Below are 21,050 nucleotides of genomic sequence, written 5' to 3'. Positions count from 1 at the left end.
GAGAACGTGGCACCGATGAAGCCCCGAACGAAGTGTCATGCCAAGCGGAAAGTCCTTCATAGTCTCGATGAAGCCCCGAACGAAGTGTCATGCCAAGCGGAAAGTCCTTCACACCCTCAATGAAGTCCCGAACGAAGTGTCAGAACCAGAGGAAAGTCCTTCATAGCCTCGATGAAGCCCCGAATGAAGCATCAGAACAACCAGAGAGTCCTTCATGGCTCTGCTGAAGCCACGAAATTGAGGCCCCACGAGCTAAGAATTCTTCAAATCAACAAGGCATATCAACCAACACCCCACATATACATTACACCCCACTATTCATTACGATTTAAAATTTAACGTCTAAAAAACATTATAAACATGTTGACAAACAATTTAAAATATTCTATATTACATATTATAAACGGTAGTTAAAAAAACGTAATACAAAGAGGTGTTCATTGATGAGTATAAAGGAAGCTGAGGTATTACTGGAAAAGGTTCAAAACGGATTTATTGTAGAACGCATGGAGGATATGAACGACGAATATTTGAAAGCGTTAAAACAAACACTTGCGATTGTAGGAGATACAGAACTTCTAAGTGTCCCACCACTACTAACAGTCTACGATCAAGCCCCAAACTTAAACTATAAAATTACCGCTCTAGCAGTAATGCAGGATGAAATCGGTCATGCTCATATCGCATACCGATTATTGGAAGACCTTGGGGAGGATATTGATCAAATGCTCTATCAACGTCCAGCAAACCGATGGAAAAACCCATATGCATTTGATTTTAAATTAGATAACTGGGTTGAATTAGGAGTCTTCAACGGATTGTTTGACCGTTCTGGATATACGCTTTTAGGTGATGCGTATGAACACACTTCCTATGGACCATGGAAACGGGCTCTTGTGAAAGTTGATAAAGAGGAATTATTCCACCTTCGCAACGGTGAAATCATTATGAAAAATGCAATGAAGAAGCCTGAAACGGCAAAGCAAGTTCAAGATGCTGTAGATTGGATGTTCTTAATGGCTCTTGAATTCTTTGGAGTTGCAGATAACCTAAAGAGTCGTTCAGCACAGCTGGATTACCGTTTAAAAGGACGAAGCAATGATGAACTAAGACAAAAATGGTTATCAACAGCTGTTCCATTCTGTGAATCAATCGGAGTTAAGGTTCCAGCTCATTATGATGAGGAGCAAGGAAAATATGTAATTGACGTTCCATTCCCTTGTAAATTTGATGCTGAAAATAAGAAATGGTTAACAGACCAACCAGATACTTGGGAAGGTGCAATCGAACGCTTTAAACAGAGAGGTCCTCAAAATAAAGAGTTTGTTACTCGCATTCAAAAAGGAGTTTGGGAGTTAGAAGCAATGAGAGCAGAGGAGGCATAAATCATGAGTGGGGTTATCCAAAATGAACAAACGACAACAACGAAGTATTGGGATGCTCTTAAGGAAGTAATGGATCCCGAGTTTCCAATCAGTGTAGTGGATATGGGGTTAATTTATAACATTACCCAAAATGGAAGCGATTTAGAGGTTGAAATGACTTATACCTCCACTGGATGCGCTTGTATGCAGTGGATTGAAAACGATATCAAGGAACGTTTGCTGAAGGAAGAAGAGGTTGAGGACGTTCAGATTCAAGTTGTTTGGGATCCACCTTGGACTACGGCAAACTTAAGTGAAGAAGGAAAGAAAAATTAAAGCACTGGGGGGTAAGTTCATGACATCTGAAGTAGCAAATAAACATGATTACCTTCTTCTCACTCGAATCAATCGTGGAGATGAACTTATTCATGTGGGAACATTTAAAGCGGTTAATGAGACTCTCGCGAAAATTTATGCGCAGCATATTTACGATGAAGAAGACTGGGTTGAAATGTATGTTGTTAAAAAAGAAGCACTTGTTTGTGTTCGAAGCCCAGAACCATTATTTGCAAAGGAGTGAGACAGATGTCAAAGGAGCATATTTCTTTAATAGAGCTTGGGGAAACCATCGCTGATAACAAATTTATTTTAGGTGATCGGTTAGTTGAAGTCGGGATTAGTGGACCGACACTAGAAGGAACACTTTCATCGATTGCAATGGCCCAACAGGAATTAGGTCATTCAAGACTGTTATATCGCTGGGTTTCTGACCTTACTGGTATAAAGAGTGAAGTTAAGCACCAGACGGGTAAAGCATTTCAACAGAACGTCCAAATTGGAAATTGGATTGAACTTATTGCAGGGCTTTATGTAACAAATGTAGCAGTTGACTTAGTGATGAAAGCCATGATTGAAGCGAATAACCCAAATGTAAATCCTCCTTTTACAAAAATGCTAAAGGAGCAGCAGGAACATTTAATTTATTCACAGAGTTGGTGTGAGCAGCTTTTACTTGATAAGGGGTCCATCCCACGAAGATGTAGAGAAGCAATCGAAAAAACTGCTCAGGAAGCAAAACAATGGTTAGTCAAAGTAGAAAATGATATGTATCTTGTCACAGAAAACATCATTCCAAAGGATGCTAGATTAATAGAGAAATTTGATGCAGCGATTGGAGAAGTCTCTAAGGAAGTGGCGAAACAAAATGTCGTCTAATAAAGAGAATGTTCAATGTTCATTTTGCTCATCCGAAGATGTAAAGAAAATTTCATCCTTTGGTACAGCCCAACTAGTCAGACAATACTATTGTAACGAGTGTAAAAGCGTGTTCGAATACATTCGATGGCAAAAAGAAGACGCGGCTAAGTAGAATGCATGTTCAAAAAGAAGGATGAAGAGAACCAAGTATTTAAGACGGTGGAGCTTTGAGTATCGTACGTATGCAAGTAATACGTGAGGACCGTTGAAAGCAAGCCAACGTGCTTTCCAAGGATACGGTGATTTTGACAGTTGACACACAACGTGTCGGGCTGTCGTCTAAGTTCCTCTACCGAAGCGTCAGATTCATCGCACTTTTTGAACATCCTCTAGAAGGGATCGAAAAAACATGCAGCAAATAAAAAAATAGGTGTAATTGGATCTGGAACCATGGGTGCAGGAATCGCTCAATTACTCGTTCAAAATGGATATCCTGTCGTTCTTTTTGATATCGATGAAAGTGCGGTAACACGAGCGAAGGAAGCAATAGAATCAAAGTTAGATAGATTAGTAGTGAAAGAAAAAATTACTCACGCCACATCAGAACAAGCTAAAGAGAATTTGGGTATCACAACAAAAATGAACTCATTTGCTGATTGCCAATTAGTGATTGAGGCAGCACCCGAAAAGCTGGAAATTAAACGGTCCATCTTTTCACAACTAGAAGAAATCTGTCCGAAAGATTCGATTTTGGCATCGAATACTTCCTCACTTTCGATTACAGAAATCTCTGGTCAAAGCGCAAATCCAGAACGAATCGCTGGCTTGCACTTTTTTAATCCGGCACCAATCATGCCGCTTGTAGAAGTAGTAAAGGGGTTAAAAACAGCTTCCTCAACTGTTGAAACTCTAGTTCAATTTGCTAAAACAATTCATAAGAGTCCTGTGGAGTGTAAGGATACTCCAGGTTTTATCGTGAATCGAGTGGCACGACCATTTTACAACGAAGCATTACGAATTATGAATGATAAGGTAGCATCGGTTGAACAAATCGATCGAATTATGAAACACGCAGGGAATTTTAAAATGGGTCCTTTCGAATTACAGGATCTAATCGGAATTGATATCAATTTTGCAACCACAAAATCGGTGTATGAAGGGTTTCATGGAGAAAGTAGATTCCGTCCGCATTACTACCAGGAGCGGATGGTTCAATCAGGTAGCTTAGGAAGAAAAACAAAAGGAGGGTTCTTTGAATATGACAAGTAAATCAGTCGCCATTGTAGGAGACAATCTGATTGCAAAAGAACTTTCCAATGCTTTTCAAGAAAATCCGCAAGTTCAGTTAATTGATTCGAAATTAATAAATACGCAGGTTGATGTAGTTGTTGAAACAACGAATCTTGATAAGTCAGAAAAAAAGCGCCGAATCAGGGAAATTGAAGCAAGTGTTTCACCAACTACTTTGATTTTATCAACAACTCTTGGAGTCACAGCGACTGAAGTTGCTTCTTGGCTTTCTCATCCTGAAAGATTAATAGGGTTTGGAACATTTGCTAATTTTAGAAAAGGTAGCTTGATTGAAGTTGCCATGCCGTTACAAGCAGCACCAGGCTATGTACAAGTAGCATCAGATACTTTTTCATTGATTAATCAGGATATAGAACTTGTGGAAGATGAGGTAGGATTTGTCTTCCCGAGGATTTTATCAATGATTGTCAATGAAGCAGCCTTTGCCTTAACCGAGCAAACAGCAGAAGCAGAAGCCATTGATGTTGCCATGAAAAAAGGCACCAATTATCCAATGGGTCCGCTTGAGTGGGCCGAAGAAATTGGACTTGATGATATTTATGCAGTGCTTAATGGCTTATATCGTGAATTAGGGGAAGAGCGTTATCGACCGGCACCACTTATTCGCAAGCTTGTTTATGCAGGCTGGACTGGTGGAGAAACCGATAAATGCTTCTACCACTATCAAAAACAATCAACTTTATCCAGTAGAAATCCCTTACTTAAATAGTTGTAATAAAGTTAGAAATTTAGTTGGAGTTTATAACCCGGCTGAATAAAGTTAAAGCCTCCGGCGGATGCCACGGATTTTCAAAGTAGACATTTCGAGCGAGGTCGAAAAAATCTGGGCGCAAATACGCCAAGGCGAATTTGATAGAAGGAGCTTTCAATATGAGAGAAGCTGTCATAATTGATGCTGTTCGAACACCGATTGGAAAACTAAACGGCTCACTCACTAGTGTACGTCCAGACGATCTTGCGGGTCATGTGATAAAGCAGCTAATGGCCCGCGTGGACCTTGACTCATCACTTATCGAAGATGTACTTTTCGGATGCGCGAATCAAGCAGGTGAAGACAATCGTAATGTTGCAAGAATGGGATTGTTATTAGCCGGACTTCCGGTCTCAATCCCGGGGGTAACGGTTAATCGCCTTTGTGGTTCAGGATTAGAAGCAGTAAACCAGGCAGCAGCAGCAATAAAGTCAGGTCTTGGAGATGTCTTTATTGCAGGCGGTACCGAAAGTATGACTCGTGCGCCGTACGTGATGATGAAACCACATGTTACAAATCCAAGAGGGAACCAAACTTTACACGACACGATGCTTGGCTGGCGACTTGTTAATCCAGTAATGAATGAGATGTATCCTCCAATTAGTCTAGGAGAAACAGCCGAAAACGTAGCTGAAAAATATGGGATTTCTAGAGAGGAGCAGGATGCACTCGCTCTTGCTAGTCAGCAAAAGGCTGCTTTGGCAATTCAGAGTGGAAGATTTAATGATGAAATCGTGCCAATTGAAATTCCACAACGAAAAGCCACCGTTCTTTTTAAGCAAGATGAACATGCACGTCCCGAAACGACTTTGGAAACACTGTCTAAGTTAAAGCCTGTTTTCCGAAAAAATGGAACGGTTACAGCGGGGAACTCATCGGGGATTAATGATGGTGCAAGTGCCATTCTCGTAATGGAAAAGGAGCTTGCAGAAAGACTTGGACTAAAGCCGATAGCAAGGGTAGTAACATCTGCTGTTAGTGGAGTTCATCCTGACTATATGGGAATTGGTCCAGTTCCGGCAACAAAAAAAGCATTACAAAGGGCCGGATTAACCGTTGAAGACCTTGATTTAATTGAAATAAATGAAGCATTTGCAGCACAATCTGTTGCATGTATTAAAGAACTAGACCTTGATATGGATAAAGTGAATGTCAATGGTGGTGCGATTGCATTGGGACATCCTTTAGGTTGCAGCGGTTCAAGGATTGTTACTACACTTGTTCATGAGATGCAAAAACGTGATGTACGTTATGGATTGGCGACAATGTGCATCGGCGTTGGCCAAGGAATCGCAACGATAATTGAGAAAATGTAGGGAGTGAAACAACATCTATGGTTGAATTAAAAGAGACGTACCAACTATTGATTAACGGAGAATACTCAAATAGCAGCAATAATGAATTTTTTGAAACGTATAACCCTGCAACTGGTGATGTGATAGCAAAAGTAGCGAAAGCAACGAAGGAAGATGTCGATCGTGCTGTTGACGCAGCGAGAAACGCATTCGAAAATGGCAAGTGGCCAAAATTACCTCAAGCAAGAAGGGCAAGAGTGCTAAATAAAATTGCAGAAATTATGCGCGAGCGTTTCAATGACCTTGTTGAAGCAGAAGTATTAAATAGTGGAAAAACAGTTGCTGCCGCAAAAGGACAAATTGGTCAAGCGATTGAAGACTTTGAATTTTACGCAGGAGCAATCACAACCTTTGGCGGTCGTACGAATCCAGTTCCAAATGGATTTTTTAACTACACAGTTAAAGAACCAGTAGGGGTTTGCGCGCAAATTATTCCATGGAACTATCCATTGATGATGGCAGCTTGGAAAATCGCACCTGCAATCGCAGCAGGATGTCCAGTCATCTTGAAGCCTGCATCCCATACACCAATTACAGCTTATATGCTTGCCGATATTTGTCATGAAGCAGGCGTACCAGCAGGCGTAGTAAATGTCATTACAGGAAGTGGTTCTGTAATTGGCCCATACTTAACGACTCACCCAGGTGTAGATAAGGTTGCTTTTACAGGTGAAACTGAAACTGGGAAAGATATTATGGCTAAGGCTTCCACAAACTTAAAACGAGTTACATTAGAGCTAGGAGGAAAATCTCCTAATATCGTATTTGATGACGCTGATATTGATGGAGCAGTAGCGGGTTCTATTTATGGAATCTTCTACAACACCGGCCAATCCTGTGAGGCTCGTTCACGATTATTTGTACATGAAAATATTTATGATGAATTTGTCGAAAAATTTATTGAAAAAGCTAAAAAGTTGAAAGTTGGAGATCCGTTCGATAAGGAAACACATATGGGAGCCCTGATTTCGAAAGACCACGAGGAAGTGGTTGATGGCTATGTAAAACTTGCTCTAGAAGAGGGCGGAGAAATTCTTTATGGAGGAAAAAGACCAGAGGGCAGCGAATTTGATAAAGGGTACTGGTATTTACCAACCGTAATCGGAAATGTCACAAACGACATGAGAATTGCTCAAGAAGAAGTCTTTGGTCCAGTGGTTGTCATCATGAAATTTAAAGATGAGGATGAAGTTTTAAAACTGTCGAATGATTCGATTTTTGGACTTGGTTCCGCTGTATGGACAAAAGACCATGGTAGAGCACACCGACTTGCACAAGGCATTCGGGCAGGTATCGTAATGGTGAATTGTCCAATTTCAGCTTTCCCTGGTACACCATTTGGTGGCTATAAGCAATCAGGATTTGGAAGAGAATTAAGTGTTGAAACACTTGACCTATATTCAGAAACAAAGAGTGTTGTCTCCTATAATGGAGAACGTCCACTGAATATTTTCAGAATATAGTATATATAAATAATTTTACAATAATAAAGTGAAAACTTGGAGGAATGGAAAATGTCAATTAATTTAGAAACGAAAACGCTAACTGTAAAAAAGGCTGATGGTGTTGCTGAAGTTCACATCCATGTAAACAAAACAAATTCTTATGACCTTGATTATTACAAAGAGTTAAATGCTGCAATTGATGATATTCGTTTTGACAATGACATTAAAGTAGTTGTATTAATGAGTGATATGCCGAAGTTCTTCTCAGCGGGTGCAAATATCAATTTCCTTAAATCAGCTGAGCCACGCTTTAAAACACAATTCTGCTTATTTTGTAATGAAACGTTAGATAAAATTGCACGCTCTCCACAAATTTGGATTGCTTGCTTAGAGGGTCACACTGTTGGTGGTGGATTAGAAATGGCACTTGCGTGTGATTTACGTTTCATGGGTGATCAAGCAGGAAAAATTGGACTTCCAGAAGTTTCTCTTGGCGTATTAGCAGGAACTGGTGGAACGCAGCGTTTAGCTCGTCAAGTTGGCCACTCTAAGGCTCTTGATCTTAATATCACGGGTGAAACGTTAACACCTCAAGAAGCACTAGATATTAATCTAGTAGATCGTTTATTCCCACAAGAAGAAACGAGAGCAAAAACATTAGAATATGCACATAAAGTTGCAAATAGCGCTACTTATGCAACTTCTAACATTAAACTTTCAATTATGAACGGTAAAGAAATGCCACTAAATGTAGCTATCCGCTATGAGGGTGAGCTTCAAAATCTATTATTCCGTTCACAAGATGCTCAAGAAGGATTGAGTGCATTCATTGAAAAGCGTGAAGCAAACTGGCAAGGAAAGTAATCAGAACGATATCGTAATATAGGAATACCTAAGGTGGCTATGTTGCCATCCTACTATTAGCTATAAAAACACTATATTCATAGTGCTAATGATTATAATTATAGATACTATCATAATATGGTAAGTATCCGAATAACGAATAGTGATTGTAACAATCGTTTCAATCTTCATTACGGCTTAAATGCACTATAACCACAGTGCTAATATCAACTATCATCTACGAATGACTCCGAAAGGGTGGAGGTGATCATTTACCTCCCCCATATGAAATTTCACTATCTATCAGATAGGTAAGGAGGAAAATTGTGATAAAAGTAGCTTCGGATTTAAAGGGAATCGCAACGAAGTACAATGCAGCCGATAGATTTATTGAAGAAAATGTACGAAACGGATTAGGACAGAAAGTAGCAATCGTAAGTGGGGATGAACAAGTCACTTATCAAGAGCTTCTTTATCGGGTTAACCAATTTGGAAACGCTCTCAAAGGCTTAGGTGTAGAAAATGAAAATCGCATGCTAATGGTAATGCATGACACTGCTGAAAATATCATTTCATTTTTTGGAGCAGTAAAAATTGGTGCACTTCCAATTCCAACTAACACCATGTTACAGCCCCAAGATTATGAATATCTACTAAACCACAGTCGTTCAAAGGTGCTTGTCATACACGAGGATCTTTGGAGCAAAATTAAGGCAAATAGAGAACGATTTGTCTTTCTTCAACATGTTATCGTCGTTACAGAAAACACATCCGTAGATGCGAATGAAATTGATTACCACGAATTTATAAATAATGCTTCAACTGAGCTTGAGTCGTTCTTATCAGTGAAGGATGACCCTGCATTTTGGCTATATAGTTCCGGTAGTACCGGGAATCCAAAAGGTGTTATTCACCACCAAAGAAGCATGGAAGCAGCACTGAACACGTATGCTAAACAAGTTTTGGGGATGAATGAAAATGATGTTACCTTTTCTGCTTCAAAGCTTTTCTTTGCGTATGGGCTTGGAAACGGGATGTATTTCCCATTAGGAGCAGGAGGTACAACAGTACTTTTAAAGGATCGTCCTACGCCTGATAAAGTGTTTGAAACACTTGAAAAGACAAAACCAACGATCTTTTTTGGTGTTCCAACGCTTTATGGTAGTTTGATTAATTATGTAGAGCGAACAGGTAAAATTCCTGACTTGTCCTCTGTAAGAGTTTGTGTATCTGCAGGTGAGGCTCTCCCTGATACATTTGTGAACAAATGGAAGCAACTCTTTAATCTTGATATTTTAGACGGAATAGGATTGACTGAAGCTTTACATATCTTTGTTTCGAACCGAGTTGGCGATATCCGACCTGGAAGTACTGGGAAGCCTGTTCCAGGTTATGGGGCAAAAATTGTTAATGATGACGGTCAGGAGGTTGGTCCAAATGAAGTCGGCGACCTAGTCATCAAAGGTGAAAGTCTAACTGGCGGTTACTGGGCAAATATTGCTGAAAATCAGAAGAAGTTCCATGGCGAATGGATGTACACTGGTGATAAATATTATAAGGATGAACAAGGGTATTTTTGGTATTCCGGACGCTCTGACGACATGTTGAAGGTCGGCGGAATTTGGGTATCACCTGTTGAAGTAGAAGCAACTCTACTTAAGCATGACTCCGTGCTTGAGGTAGCAGTAATTGGCGTGAAAACAGAGGATAATCTGGATCTTCCAAAAGCCTGCATTGTTCTTAAAGAAGGGGTTACCCCATCGGAAGAATTGAAGGCTGAACTGAAATCCTATGTAAAAGCAAACTTAGCACCTTATAAGTATCCTAGAGTCATAGAGTTTATGGAAGAAATCCCAAAAACTGCTTCTGGAAAGATGCAACGTTTTAAATTACGACAATAAACATTATATTGACGGAAGGTAAATTAACGTAATAAAAATAAACCTACGAATTTTTCAGAGAAAAGTCAGTGAATCTGTTATTCAATTGGATAAAATTTGCTGTTTATATTGGAATAATAGAGGTCTAGTTGAATAAAGGCTCGGCAGTTGCCGGGCCTTTATTTTAAACATCCTCGATTTTTTTATGTCATATAACGAAAAATTTATTACGTTTTTTTATTGAAAGTAATAAATATATATTGAATATTTCAATAGTAATAACTATAATAATATTCAGAATATTAATTTTTGCCTAGTAGGATTCACCTACAAATAATCTCACAAGCCCAAAAAATCGGGTAGATACGCTAAGGCATATTGGATGAGACCGAAAGGGGGTTTTTAATACATAAATTAGACTGTTAGGCTATTGTGAGTTTTCAACAAAGAGGGTCAAAATGAATGCGTTTCCAATAAAGGGAGGGTAACAGATGAAACTAGTAAAAAGAAATTGGTTAATGATGTTGGCGTTTGTACTATTACTTTCAGCGTGTAGCTCAGGAGCAATCAGTACAACTTCGGAAAATAACAAAAAAGAAGAAAATGAAGAATCAACTACTACTGATTCTAAAAGTGACGATCCAATTAAAATTGGAGCTTTATTACCATCTACAGGTGTATACGCATCATTAGGTGAGAATGTCATGAATGGTATGGAACTTTATTTTGAAGAAATCGGCTGGGAAGTCGCTGGTAAGAAAATTGAAATTGTTCAAGAAGACACAGAGGCAGACCCACAAGTTTCATTACGTAAATTACGTAAATTAATGGAGCAGGACAAAATTGACATTTTAACGGGTCCAATCAGTACTGCGGTTGCCTATGCAATTCGTGATGAGGTGGATAAGAATAAATTACCATTCCTTGTATCACATGCAGGTGGAAACGATTTAACAAGATCAAAGCGCAGTGATTATATCTGGCGTTCGTCATTCTCTTCCTACCAAATTGGCCACTCTATGGGCCAATGGGCATATGACAATATTGGTAAAAAAATCTATTTAACAGCTGCTGACTACGCATTTGGTCATGAAGCTACTGCTGCGTTTAAAGAAGCTTATACTGCAGCTGGTGGAGAAATTGTAGAAGAAGTGTTCGCTCCACTAGGAAATAATGACTACTCTTCCTACCTAGCAAAAATGAATCGTGATGACATTGATGGAATCTATGCATTCTTTGCTGGTACAGATGCGATTCGTTTCGTTCAACAATACGAACAATATGGTTTGAAAGGAAAGATTCCTTTAATTGGTTCAGGATGGCTAACAGCAGAAGATACTCGCCCACAGCAAGGAACTGCTCCAGAGGGTATCATTGCTTCAATCTTCTGGGATTATAGCTTAGATACTCCTGAAAACAAAAAGTTCGTTGAAGCATATGAAGCAAAATACAATGCTAGACCAAGTATCGAATCTGCAGAAGGATATGATGCAGCAGCAATAATGGCAAAAGCAATTGAAGCATTAAATGGTGACGTTTCAGATCCTGATAAATTAGTAGAGGAAATTTCAAAAGTTGAGCTTAATAGCCCAAGAGGACCAATCAAGTTTGATCAGGATACTCATCAAATTATTCAAAATCTCTATATTGTCGAAACATACCTAGATGGTGACAAAACGGAAAATAAAGTAATCGATACTGTACCGGAAGTTGTAGACCCAGGAAAATAAGAAAATAAGAGTAATGAAAGAGGCAAGCTTCCTTTGTTGCCTCTTTCTTTCAACTGATAGTGGGAGGTAATATGGATACTTTCGTTTTGCAATTAATGAATGCATTAAGCTACGGGTTTCTCCTTTTCATTATTACATGTGGGATAAGTCTCGTCTTTGGTATTTTGGGAGTGCTAAATTTAGCGCATGGCTCTCTATATTTATTAGGTTCATATATTGGCTATTCAATCGTAGTAAAATCAGGATTGCCATTTTGGGTTGCACTATTGATTGTACCTTTTATTATTGCCATCATCGGCTTGATATTAGAAGTCGTATTACTTCGGCCTACATATAAGCTTGGCCACCTATCACAGGTATTGTTAACATTTGGTCTTGCTTACATCTTCCATGATCTCTTCTCAATCATATGGGGAAAAAACATTATGACCGTTACCCCACCGGCTTTCCTAAGCCAGTCGGTTGAGATTATGGGGAATATGATCCCTTCGTACCGTTTAGCCTTAATTGTTGTAGGAATCTTGATTGCTCTTACCCTGTGGTATACACAGGAAAAAACAAAATGGGGTGCCGTCATCCGTGCAGGTTTATCTGATAAAGAAATGGTTGGGGGTCTAGGCGTTAACATCCATCTCGTTTTTACACTCGTCTTTTTCTTTGGAAGCTTTTTAGCTGGAATCGGTGGAGTATTAGGTTCACCTATACTAGGAGTGTCCCCGGGAATGGAATTTAATATCTTAATTTTATCACTGGTTGTTCTTGTAGTAGGAGGACTCGGGTCTGTGTCTGGTACGATAGTCGCCAGTCTTTTAGTAGGCATGGTCGAAACGTTCAGTCGGTTCTATGTTCCCGAATTAAGCTTAATCATTACATTTGCTTTAATGGCTGCTGTATTAATTATCCGTCCGCAAGGATTGATAGGAAGGAGGGCTTAAATGGGTAAACAATGGATCAAAGGTAGTTTATTATTCCTATTAATGGTTGCTGCCCCATTTTTCGTTTCTCTCTATTACGTAAACATCTTTACAGAAATTTTTATCTTTGGGATTTTTGCGATTAGTTTAAATATATTGGTTGGTCAGACAGGTTTGGTCTCCTTAGGTCATGCTGCATTCTTCGGTGCTGGTGCTTATGCTACCGGGCTAGCCGCAAGTCATTTATCAACAAATGTATTTCTTACGATTGCAATTGGAATGCTGCTTGCATTTCTGCTAGCCATTTTAATTGGCTTTGTATCTACAAAAGCACACGGTTTCTATTTTTTGATGCTAACACTAGCATGCTCCCAAATGGTTTACTCAATCATTTATCAATGGACAGATGTAACTGGTGGATCAAATGGTCTTTCAGGGATTCCTGCTCCCAGTCTGTTTGGAGATTTTATCCTTTCCAACCAAGTGTTTATTTACTACTTTACATTAGTGGTATTTGCGATTGTCATGGTTGTCATTAACAGACTACTTCACTCCCCACTTGGGTATGTCTTCATTGGGATAAAAGAAAATGAAGATCGAATGAAATCAATTGGCTATAACACAACTTTTTATAAAAATATTAGTTTTTTAATTGCAGGTACTCTAGGGGGATTAGCAGGAAGTTTATATGTATTCTTCAATGGCTTCGTTGCCCCGACAGATGTGTATTGGACTGTATCTGGATCAGTGCTAATTATGGTTCTAGTTGGAGGAGCAGGCACACTTTGGGGACCTGTTATTGGAGCGGCGTTTATTGTTGTGTTAGAGACAATTATTAGTTCTTACACGGAAAGCTGGATGATGATTATTGGTGCAGCCTTCATTCTGTTTACCATTTTTGCACCTTCAGGAATCGCTGGGCTATTTTCAGGTCTATCACGAAGCTTAGTTAAAACAAAGCCCCAACCTGTAAAGGGAGAATATATCGAGCAATCGATCGAGCCTATTAAACAGCAATCAAAAATGAATGGATAGGGGGGTATGTGATGACAACGATTCTATCAATCCAAAGTCTATCAAAGCATTTTGGAGGGTTAAAAGTAATTGAAGATATTACATTAAAGGTTTCAGTTGGTGAGCGCGTCGGATTAATTGGTCCAAATGGTGCCGGAAAGACAACCTTTTTCAATATGATTGCGGGAGACTTAAACCCTACTGGAGGGACCATTACGTATTTTGAACAGGACATTACAAAGGTTCCAAATTACAAAAGAACGGTGAACGGTATTGTTCGAACGTTTCAAAAGAACAATCTGATGTTTGGATTAACGGTTAAAGAGAATGTTCTACTTGTTTTACAGAAAATGAGAAAAGAGCACACTCATTGGTGGAAGAAGGTAAATCTTAAAAACTATCGTGGTCTACATGAAGAAACAGATGCACTTTTACAGGAATGGAATCTTGAAGAATATAGTGATATAAAGGTACAAGAGCTATCCTATGGTGTTCAGAGACAAATTGAAATTGTTATGGCTATTGCTGGAAAGCCAAAGCTCCTTCTCTTAGATGAGCCGACTGCAGGTATGTCCCAGGTAGAAACCGACCAAATTATTGCCCTTATTAATAAGCTTCCAAAAGAAGTTACAATTTGCATGATTGAACATGATATCGATGTGTTGTTCGGAAACATGGACCGTGTGATTGTACTTCATACCGGAAGATTGATTGCAGATGGTGCGCCAGAAGCAGTTCGTGAAAATGAAGAGGTTAAGGAAATTTACTTAGGGCGGGAGGAGGCTGCACATGCTTAAACTAAATGAAGTTAATAGCTTCTATGGCTCAAGTCACATCCTTCATGGGGTAAATCTAGAAGTAAAAGAAGGTCAGGTCGTGACCTTACTCGGAAGAAATGGGATGGGGAAAACAACGACGATGCATTCGATTATTGGCTTTGTTAAAAAAGTTCAGGGAGAAATCCTATTTGAAGGTCAAAACATTGCACCACTCCAAAGTCATCAAATTGCCAAAAAGGGAATTGGGATTGTCCCACAGGGAAGAAGAATTTTTCCTAACCTAACTGTGACAGAGAATCTCACTGTTTTTGCCGATAAGAAAAAGGGAGATTGGAATTTAGAGAAAATCTTCCATTATTTTCCGCGCTTAAAGGAACGTGAAAAATCTCATGCTGGTACATTAAGTGGTGGAGAACAATCGATGCTATCAATTGGTAGAGCTTTGATGAGAAATCCAAAAATCCTTTTGCTTGATGAGCCGACAGAAGGTCTATCTCCTTTAATGGTAAGTGAAGTGATGGACGTACTTCTCAAATTAAAAGAATCCGGAATGTCAATGCTTCTAGTTGAGCAAAATATCTCAACTGCATTACGAATTGCCGATGATGTCTATATTTTAAGTAAAGGAAAGGTTGTTTACCACGACAATCCGGAAGAACTAAAGAAGAACATGGATATTGCGTATCAGCATCTTGCACTAAGTAGTTAGTCATAGCCCTTCCCATTCTTGGGAATGGGCTATTTGTTTTTCAAAATAATATTTTTCAAAAGGTTTTTTCGGTGAAACGATAAGGATGGAAGCGATAAATGATATTTAGATAGTTAAATAATATTATTGACAAAATACTAAATGACTAGTAGTATCTAACTATATTAAATTTAATAAATAATCAAACTTATCCAGAGCGACCGAGGGACTTGGCCCTACGACGTCCGGCAACCCCCATAATGGGAAGGTGCCAATTCCGGCAGAATGATTTCATTCTGAAAGATAAGGCGAGATAGACTTTTGAATTTCGATGCCTCTTTCAGTGTGAAAGAGGCATTTTTGCGTTTTATAAAACTTTCGTAACAAATGAGGTATTTTATATGATTGAAATTCAGAACCTTTCTAAGATATATAAAACAAAAAACGGGACCGTCACAGGAGTTGATAATGTCTCGTTACAAATAGAATCCGGTGAGATTTTTGGAATTGTTGGGTACTCTGGAGCTGGAAAAAGCTCCTTGCTGCGCTGTATCAACTTGTTGGAACGTCCAACTTCAGGAAATATTTTAGTCGATGGAATGGATCTTACATCTCTAAAAAGTAGTGAACTGCGTATCGCCCGTTTGAAAATCGGAATGATTTTTCAACATTTTTACTTAATCAGTCAAAAAACGGTATTTGAAAACATCGCTTTTGCCTTAAAGGCAGCTAATCTTCCAAAAGAGCAAATTAAGAAACGAGTTGAAGACTTGCTCGAAATGGTCGGTCTATTAGATAAGAAGGATGTCTACCCTTCACAACTAAGTGGTGGTCAAAAACAGAGAGTCGGGATTGCAAGAGCACTTGCAAACGATCCAAAGGTTTTACTTTGTGACGAAGCAACCTCTGCATTGGATCCAACGACAACAAAATCAATTTTAAAGCTATTAAAAAAAATTAATAAGGAATTAGGAATTACAATCGTCCTGATTACACATGAAATGGATGTAGTCAAAGAAATTTGCAACAGAATGGCGATTATGCAGGACGGGAGGGTAATTGAGAAAGGTTCTGTATACGATGTTTTTGCTAGTCCAGACGCTGAATTAACGAAGGAATTTATTGAAAGTGTTGTTTCCTTTGATATACCTGAAGTCATCCTCAATTCCTGTGAGGGGCCAATTGTGAAGGTAACCTTTAAAGGAAAAGTTGCTGGTGAAGGTGTTATTTCAGATATGTTACAAGCCTTCAATGTTAAAGGGAATTTCCTACACGGTTCGATTGAATACATTCAAGAATCACCGCTCGGTATTTTTATTATGGAGTTAAGAGGTAATAAGGAAGAAATTAAATCAGCATTAAAATATATTGAAGATCGTGCTGCACAAGTGGAGGTGTTACGTGATGGGCATTGATTTTAATCATCTCGTGGAGTTGCTCCCTGATATCAATACAGCGTTTTTCCAGACAATCTATATGATTGCTATCTCATTAGTTATCTCGGTTGTAATCGGCCTTCCAGTTGGAATCCTGCTATATGTAACGGATAAAGGGCTATTCTTAGAAAATCGTTCTATTCAAAATATACTAGGTTTTGTTGTGAATTTGATTCGTTCCATTCCTTTTATTATTTTGTTAGTTGCCTTAATTCCAATTACGAATTTTATCGTGGGTACGACAATTGGGCCAACGGCGGCGTCCGTTTCTCTTTCAGTCGCTGCAATTCCATTCTTTGCAAGAATTGTGGAAACGGCTTTAAGGGAAATTGACCGAGGTGTAATTGAAGCGGCGATTGCTGCTGGTGCTACCCCTTGGATGATTATAAAGGATGTTTTGCTTCTTGAAGCAAGATCAGGAATTATTTCAGGCCTAACCTTAACGCTCATTAGTTTAATTGGATTTTCAGCCATGGCCGGCACTGTCGGAGGTGGAGGTATCGGAGACTTAGCCATTCGATTTGGTTATTATCGCTATGATAACACCATTATGTTTGCAACAGTAATAATCTTAATAATTTTAGTTCAAGTCATCCAACTCCTTGGTGATTTCATCGCCAAGGTAGTAGATAAAAGATAACACACAATAAAGTAGAAAGAAGGAAGAAACAATGAAGAAATGGATAACAGGTATTGTTTTACTAGTAGTGGCATTTGTGATTACAGCATGTGGAAACAGTGCAAGTAATGGTGATGAAGGGAAAGATTCTCCTGCAGAATCAAAAGACATTAAAATTGGTGCAACAGCTGGGCCATATAGTGACATGGCAAAAAAGGCACTTAAGCCAGGTCTTGAAGAGCTTGGATACACAGTTGAAATCGTGGAATTTAGTGATTATATCCAACCAAATAAAGCGTTAGACAATGGAGACATTCAAGCTAACTTATTCCAACACACCATTTACCTAGAAAACTTTGAAAAAGAAAACAACATGGATTTAACAGCATTAATTAATGTTCCAACAGCACCAATGGGAATTTATTCAAACGTTTATAAATCAATCGATGAAGTAAAAGATGGCTCTACTGTAACACTTCCGAATGATCCAACAAATGCAGCGCGTGCTTTAAACACTTTACGTGATGCAGGACTGATTACAATCGCTAAAGATGCTGATCCTTTAACTGTTTCAGAAAAAGACATTGAAGAAAATAAAAAGAATTTAAAATTCCAACCAATTGAAGCAGGTCAATTACCACGTTCTGTGGAAAGTGCAGATTTGGCTGCTGTTCCTGGTAACTTTGCATTAGCTGCAAAAATGAATTTACTAGATGCACTTACACTTGAAGATATGTCTGATTCTTACCGAAATGTAGTTGCAATCAGCGCAAAAAATAATGATTCGCAGTTAGCGAAAGATATTAAATCAGTTGTCGAATCTGAAGATTTTGAAAAAGTGATTGACGAAGAATTCAAAGGCTTTGGAAAGCCAGAGTGGATGGAAAATAAATAATCCCTTCAATTTGAAAACTGTAGTGACAGAAGTAAGCGGTCAAGTAATGTATACAAGTAATAACCTTCAAGGAGATGAGACAGAGTGTCTTGTCTCTTTTTTTAGGTGAAATCACCCCTTTTTAAAGTATATTGTATAAAAGTGAATTCATTAAATTATCCCATATTATTAATAGTAGAAAACCATTTAGTGAATACTATTAATGGTGATGAAGATGCCTTGTCAATCAAGTGATGAATTAAAAGAATTGGTAAAAGAAGCGCGCACTGTTACAAAACAAGGGAAAGTAGCAGACTATATACCAGCACTCGGAAAAGCAAATCCAAATGATTTGTCTATTGCAGTTACCTACCCAGATGGGCGTTGTTATTCTGCCGGAGATATTGAAAAGAAGATTTCCCTCCAGAGCATCTCCAAAGTCATTACTCTTGCTCTTGTCTTGATGGATAGAAGCAAAGAATATGTCTTCGACCGGGTAGGTATGGAGCCGACAGGAGACCCATTTAACTCTATTGCAAAGCTTGAAACGATGGCTCCATCTAAGCCATTGAATCCGATGATTAATGCTGGTGCACTTGCTGTTACTCATATGATAAAGGGAAAATCAGTGGATGAGAGGTTTCAAAGACTGCTAACATTTGTACGTGAATTGGCGGGGAATGAATCCATTTATTATAATGAAGAAATTGCGCAATCCGAATTTGAAACTGCACATCTCAATCGAGCTTTATGTTATTTTTTAAAACAGCATCATATCATCGAGGAAGATGTGGAGCAACTTATTGACCTTTATACAAAGCAATGTGCAATAGAAATGAATTGCCTTGACTTATCAAGGATAGGAATTGTGTTTGCGATGGACGGTGTGAATCCGCAGACCGGCAAACCAATCATGCCAGCAAATATAGCAAGAATTTGCAAAACCTTTATGGTGACTTGTGGTATGTACAATGCATCAGGAGAATTTGCGATAAAGATTGGTATACCTGCAAAAAGCGGTGTATCTGGCGGTATCCTCGGTGCAGTGCCGGGTAAATTTGGTATCGGAATATTTGGCCCAGCCTTAGATGATAAAGGTAATAGTATCGCTGGGATTAGGTTACTTGAGCTTTTATCAAAGACCTATAACCTTAGTATGTTCTAACAGTATTTGGTGGTAACTGAACAAAGGTAAAGCCTTTGGTGCAATACATTAAGGTGTTTATGACAATGTAAACATTTTCATTGCAAACCCAAAATGCATGTTATATGATATATCTTATGACTTATAAAACTGTAGTATAAAATTATGAACTGAACGTCTAATGGGGGAATAGGTATGGACTTTTCAGAAAAACAGATACGACCTCAATACGGTATCCTTTCCGTTTTGATGGTGGGAGCTTTTATTTCATTTTTAAACAATACATTATTAAATGTCGCGCTGCCTTCTATTATGACGGAACTCAAGGTTGATCCACCGACCGTTCAATGGTTAACGACAGGCTTTATGTTAGTGAATGGTGTTTTAATTCCAACGACCGCATTTTTAATTGAAAAATACACGGTTCGGCGATTATTTTTAGTAGCCATGGGATTATTTACAATCGGTACAATTCTATCGGGTACTGCACATGTTTTTTCAATATTACTTATAGGCAGGATGATTCAAGCATCAGGTTCAGCCATTATGATGCCTCTACTTATGAATGTAATGTTAGTCAGTTTCCCGGTTGAAAAAAGGGGAGCGGCAATGGGGGTTTTCGGACTAATCCTTATGTTCGCACCAGCAATTGGACCAACCCTATCCGGATGGATCATTGAGCACTATGATTGGAGAATGCTCTTCCATTTTATTACTCCGATTGCAGCCATTGTATTCATTCTTGGATTTATTATGCTGAAGGATAAAAAAGAAAAAGTTTCACTTCGACTCGACTTTTTTTCCTTAGTGTTATCAAGTATAGGTTTTGGTGGCTTGTTATATGGATTCAGTTCTGCCGGCAACAAGGGATGGGGAAGTCCATATGTCTATGGCACCATCATTATTGGAGTCATCGCTTTAACTTGGTTTATTCTGCGTCAGTCAAAACTTAACATTCCAATGTTGAACTTTGGAGTCTATCGTTATCCTATGTTTGCGTTAGCTTCAGTGATTACCATGGTTGTCAACATGGCGATGTTTTCGGGATTTTTACTTCTCCCTATCTATTTACAAACGATTCTTGGTATTTCTCCAATGAAAACAGGGCTATTGCTTTTACCAGGTGCAATATTAAATGCGATTATGTCACCTATCAATGGTAGGCTTTTTGATAAATTTGGTGGACGTATTTTAGCAACCACCGGATTAGCTATAACCACCGTAACAACTTATTTATTTAGCCAGCTAACAGTTGATACTTCTTACATGCATCTTGTTGTTTTACATGCTGTGAGAATGTTTGGAATGTCCATGGTCTTTATGCCAGTTTCAACAAATGGTTTGAACCAGCTGCCAAGAAATCTTTATCCACATGGTACAGCGGTGAACAATACATTGAACCAGGTTTCTGCCGCGATTGGAACAGGATTACTAATTACGTTAATGTCTTTAAAAGAAGAGTCTACTATATCGAATTTAGTAAAGGGTCTTCAAGGACAACCAACCGAAGCGCAAATGGTTGAATTTCAACTAATGGGAATGCTTGACGGCATTAATTTTACCTTCTTTGTTTCCACTTTCTTAGTTCTATTTGCATTAATTCTTGCATTCTTTATCAAACGTGCAAAACAGGAAGAGGATATAACCGGAAAACAAAAACCGAAATCGGGTGTAAAACCTACATTAGCCAAAAATTAAAGCCTTCG

At 38.7% G+C, this 21,050-nt stretch carries 20 protein-coding genes, 1 pseudogene and 1 riboswitch; all 21 genes and pseudogenes read left to right on the top strand.

Annotation, left to right across the window (positions count from 1 at the left end; all coding sequences use genetic code 11):
* Positions 1 to 443 precede the first annotated feature (443 nt).
* The 21 genes and pseudogenes from BTHG_RS14995 to BTHG_RS14900 all read left to right on the top strand — a co-directional run bounded on the left by BTHG_RS14995 (position 444) and on the right by BTHG_RS14900 (position 21,042).
* Entirely contained in the window at positions 444 to 1,385 is a 942-nt protein-coding gene (locus BTHG_RS14995) for a Phenylacetic acid catabolic protein (RefSeq protein ID WP_010677551.1), read from the top strand.
* 3 nt (positions 1,386 to 1,388) lie between these two features.
* A pseudogene (locus tag BTHG_RS25080) lies at positions 1,389 to 1,723 on the top strand (metal-sulfur cluster assembly factor).
* A complete protein-coding gene (locus tag BTHG_RS14985; RefSeq protein ID WP_010677549.1) occupies positions 1,720 to 1,944 on the top strand; it encodes a hypothetical protein in 225 nt (74 codons plus the stop codon). Before BTHG_RS25080 ends, BTHG_RS14985 begins: the two are co-directional and overlap by 4 nt.
* A gap of 5 nt (positions 1,945 to 1,949) precedes the next feature.
* Positions 1,950 to 2,579 (top strand): Phenylacetic acid catabolic protein, encoded by a 630-nt coding sequence (locus BTHG_RS14980; RefSeq protein ID WP_010677548.1) that lies wholly within the window; start codon positions 1,950 to 1,952, stop codon positions 2,577 to 2,579.
* Positions 2,527 to 2,733: a PaaD-like zinc ribbon domain-containing protein gene (locus BTHG_RS28010; protein WP_425321167.1), complete on the top strand. Its 207-nt coding sequence runs from the start codon at positions 2,527 to 2,529 to the stop codon at positions 2,731 to 2,733. The genes BTHG_RS14980 and BTHG_RS28010 overlap by 53 nt, the downstream gene beginning before the upstream one ends.
* Before the next feature lie 254 nt (positions 2,734 to 2,987).
* Positions 2,988 to 3,830: a 3-hydroxyacyl-CoA dehydrogenase NAD-binding domain-containing protein gene (locus tag BTHG_RS14975; protein ID WP_026021836.1), complete on the top strand. Its 843-nt coding sequence runs from the start codon at positions 2,988 to 2,990 to the stop codon at positions 3,828 to 3,830.
* Entirely contained in the window at positions 3,820 to 4,581 is a 762-nt protein-coding gene (locus BTHG_RS14970; RefSeq protein ID WP_010677545.1) for a 3-hydroxyacyl-CoA dehydrogenase family protein, read from the top strand. The genes BTHG_RS14975 and BTHG_RS14970 overlap by 11 nt, the downstream gene beginning before the upstream one ends.
* Positions 4,582 to 4,742: 161 nt before the next feature.
* Entirely contained in the window at positions 4,743 to 5,939 is a 1,197-nt protein-coding gene (locus BTHG_RS14965) for a thiolase family protein (RefSeq protein ID WP_010677544.1), read from the top strand.
* A gap of 17 nt (positions 5,940 to 5,956) precedes the next feature.
* Positions 5,957 to 7,441: an aldehyde dehydrogenase family protein gene (locus BTHG_RS14960; RefSeq protein WP_010677543.1), complete on the top strand. Its 1,485-nt coding sequence runs from the start codon at positions 5,957 to 5,959 to the stop codon at positions 7,439 to 7,441.
* Positions 7,442 to 7,492: 51 nt separating this feature from the next.
* Complete coding sequence (locus BTHG_RS14955) at positions 7,493 to 8,287, top strand: enoyl-CoA hydratase/isomerase family protein (RefSeq protein ID WP_010677542.1); 795 nt, start codon at positions 7,493 to 7,495, stop codon at positions 8,285 to 8,287.
* A 305-nt stretch (positions 8,288 to 8,592) separates the two neighbouring features.
* Positions 8,593 to 10,167: a benzoate-CoA ligase family protein gene (locus tag BTHG_RS14950; protein ID WP_010677541.1), complete on the top strand. Its 1,575-nt coding sequence runs from the start codon at positions 8,593 to 8,595 to the stop codon at positions 10,165 to 10,167.
* Between the two features lie 470 nt (positions 10,168 to 10,637).
* On the top strand, positions 10,638 to 11,876 hold the full coding sequence (locus BTHG_RS14945; protein ID WP_010677540.1) for an ABC transporter substrate-binding protein: 1,239 nt from the start codon (positions 10,638 to 10,640) through the stop codon (positions 11,874 to 11,876).
* A 71-nt stretch (positions 11,877 to 11,947) separates the two neighbouring features.
* Positions 11,948 to 12,811: a branched-chain amino acid ABC transporter permease gene (locus BTHG_RS14940; RefSeq protein WP_010677539.1), complete on the top strand. Its 864-nt coding sequence runs from the start codon at positions 11,948 to 11,950 to the stop codon at positions 12,809 to 12,811.
* Positions 12,812 to 13,825 carry a branched-chain amino acid ABC transporter permease gene (locus tag BTHG_RS14935; protein ID WP_010677538.1) on the top strand — a complete coding sequence of 338 codons (1,014 nt, stop codon included), beginning with the start codon at positions 12,812 to 12,814 and terminating at the stop codon, positions 13,823 to 13,825.
* Between the two features lie 11 nt (positions 13,826 to 13,836).
* Complete coding sequence (locus tag BTHG_RS14930; protein WP_010677537.1) at positions 13,837 to 14,601, top strand: ABC transporter ATP-binding protein; 765 nt, start codon at positions 13,837 to 13,839, stop codon at positions 14,599 to 14,601.
* Positions 14,594 to 15,292, top strand: a complete 699-nt coding sequence (locus BTHG_RS14925) for an ABC transporter ATP-binding protein (protein ID WP_010677536.1) — start codon at positions 14,594 to 14,596, stop codon at positions 15,290 to 15,292. Before BTHG_RS14930 ends, BTHG_RS14925 begins: the two co-directional genes overlap by 8 nt.
* A gap of 184 nt (positions 15,293 to 15,476) precedes the next feature.
* Positions 15,477 to 15,581: riboswitch (SAM riboswitch) on the top strand.
* Positions 15,582 to 15,672: 91 nt separating this feature from the next.
* On the top strand, positions 15,673 to 16,686 hold the full coding sequence (locus BTHG_RS14920; protein WP_010677535.1) for a methionine ABC transporter ATP-binding protein: 1,014 nt from the start codon (positions 15,673 to 15,675) through the stop codon (positions 16,684 to 16,686).
* Positions 16,676 to 17,347: a methionine ABC transporter permease gene (locus BTHG_RS14915; RefSeq protein WP_010677534.1), complete on the top strand. Its 672-nt coding sequence runs from the start codon at positions 16,676 to 16,678 to the stop codon at positions 17,345 to 17,347. Before BTHG_RS14920 ends, BTHG_RS14915 begins: the two co-directional genes overlap by 11 nt.
* Before the next feature lie 31 nt (positions 17,348 to 17,378).
* Positions 17,379 to 18,221: a MetQ/NlpA family ABC transporter substrate-binding protein gene (locus BTHG_RS14910; protein WP_010677533.1), complete on the top strand. Its 843-nt coding sequence runs from the start codon at positions 17,379 to 17,381 to the stop codon at positions 18,219 to 18,221.
* 214 nt (positions 18,222 to 18,435) lie between these two features.
* Positions 18,436 to 19,365, top strand: a complete 930-nt coding sequence (glsA, locus tag BTHG_RS14905) for a glutaminase A (RefSeq protein WP_010677532.1) — start codon at positions 18,436 to 18,438, stop codon at positions 19,363 to 19,365.
* A gap of 174 nt (positions 19,366 to 19,539) precedes the next feature.
* Positions 19,540 to 21,042 (top strand): DHA2 family efflux MFS transporter permease subunit, encoded by a 1,503-nt coding sequence (locus tag BTHG_RS14900; RefSeq protein ID WP_010677531.1) that lies wholly within the window; start codon positions 19,540 to 19,542, stop codon positions 21,040 to 21,042.
* Positions 21,043 to 21,050 lie beyond the last annotated feature (8 nt).

The organism is Bacillus timonensis (assembly GCF_000285535.1).
GTDB lineage: Bacteria > Bacillota > Bacilli > Bacillales > Bacillaceae_L > Ferdinandcohnia > Ferdinandcohnia timonensis.
The sequence above is the reverse complement of the archived record's forward strand: the minus strand, read 5'-3'. Positions and strand labels throughout refer to the sequence as shown.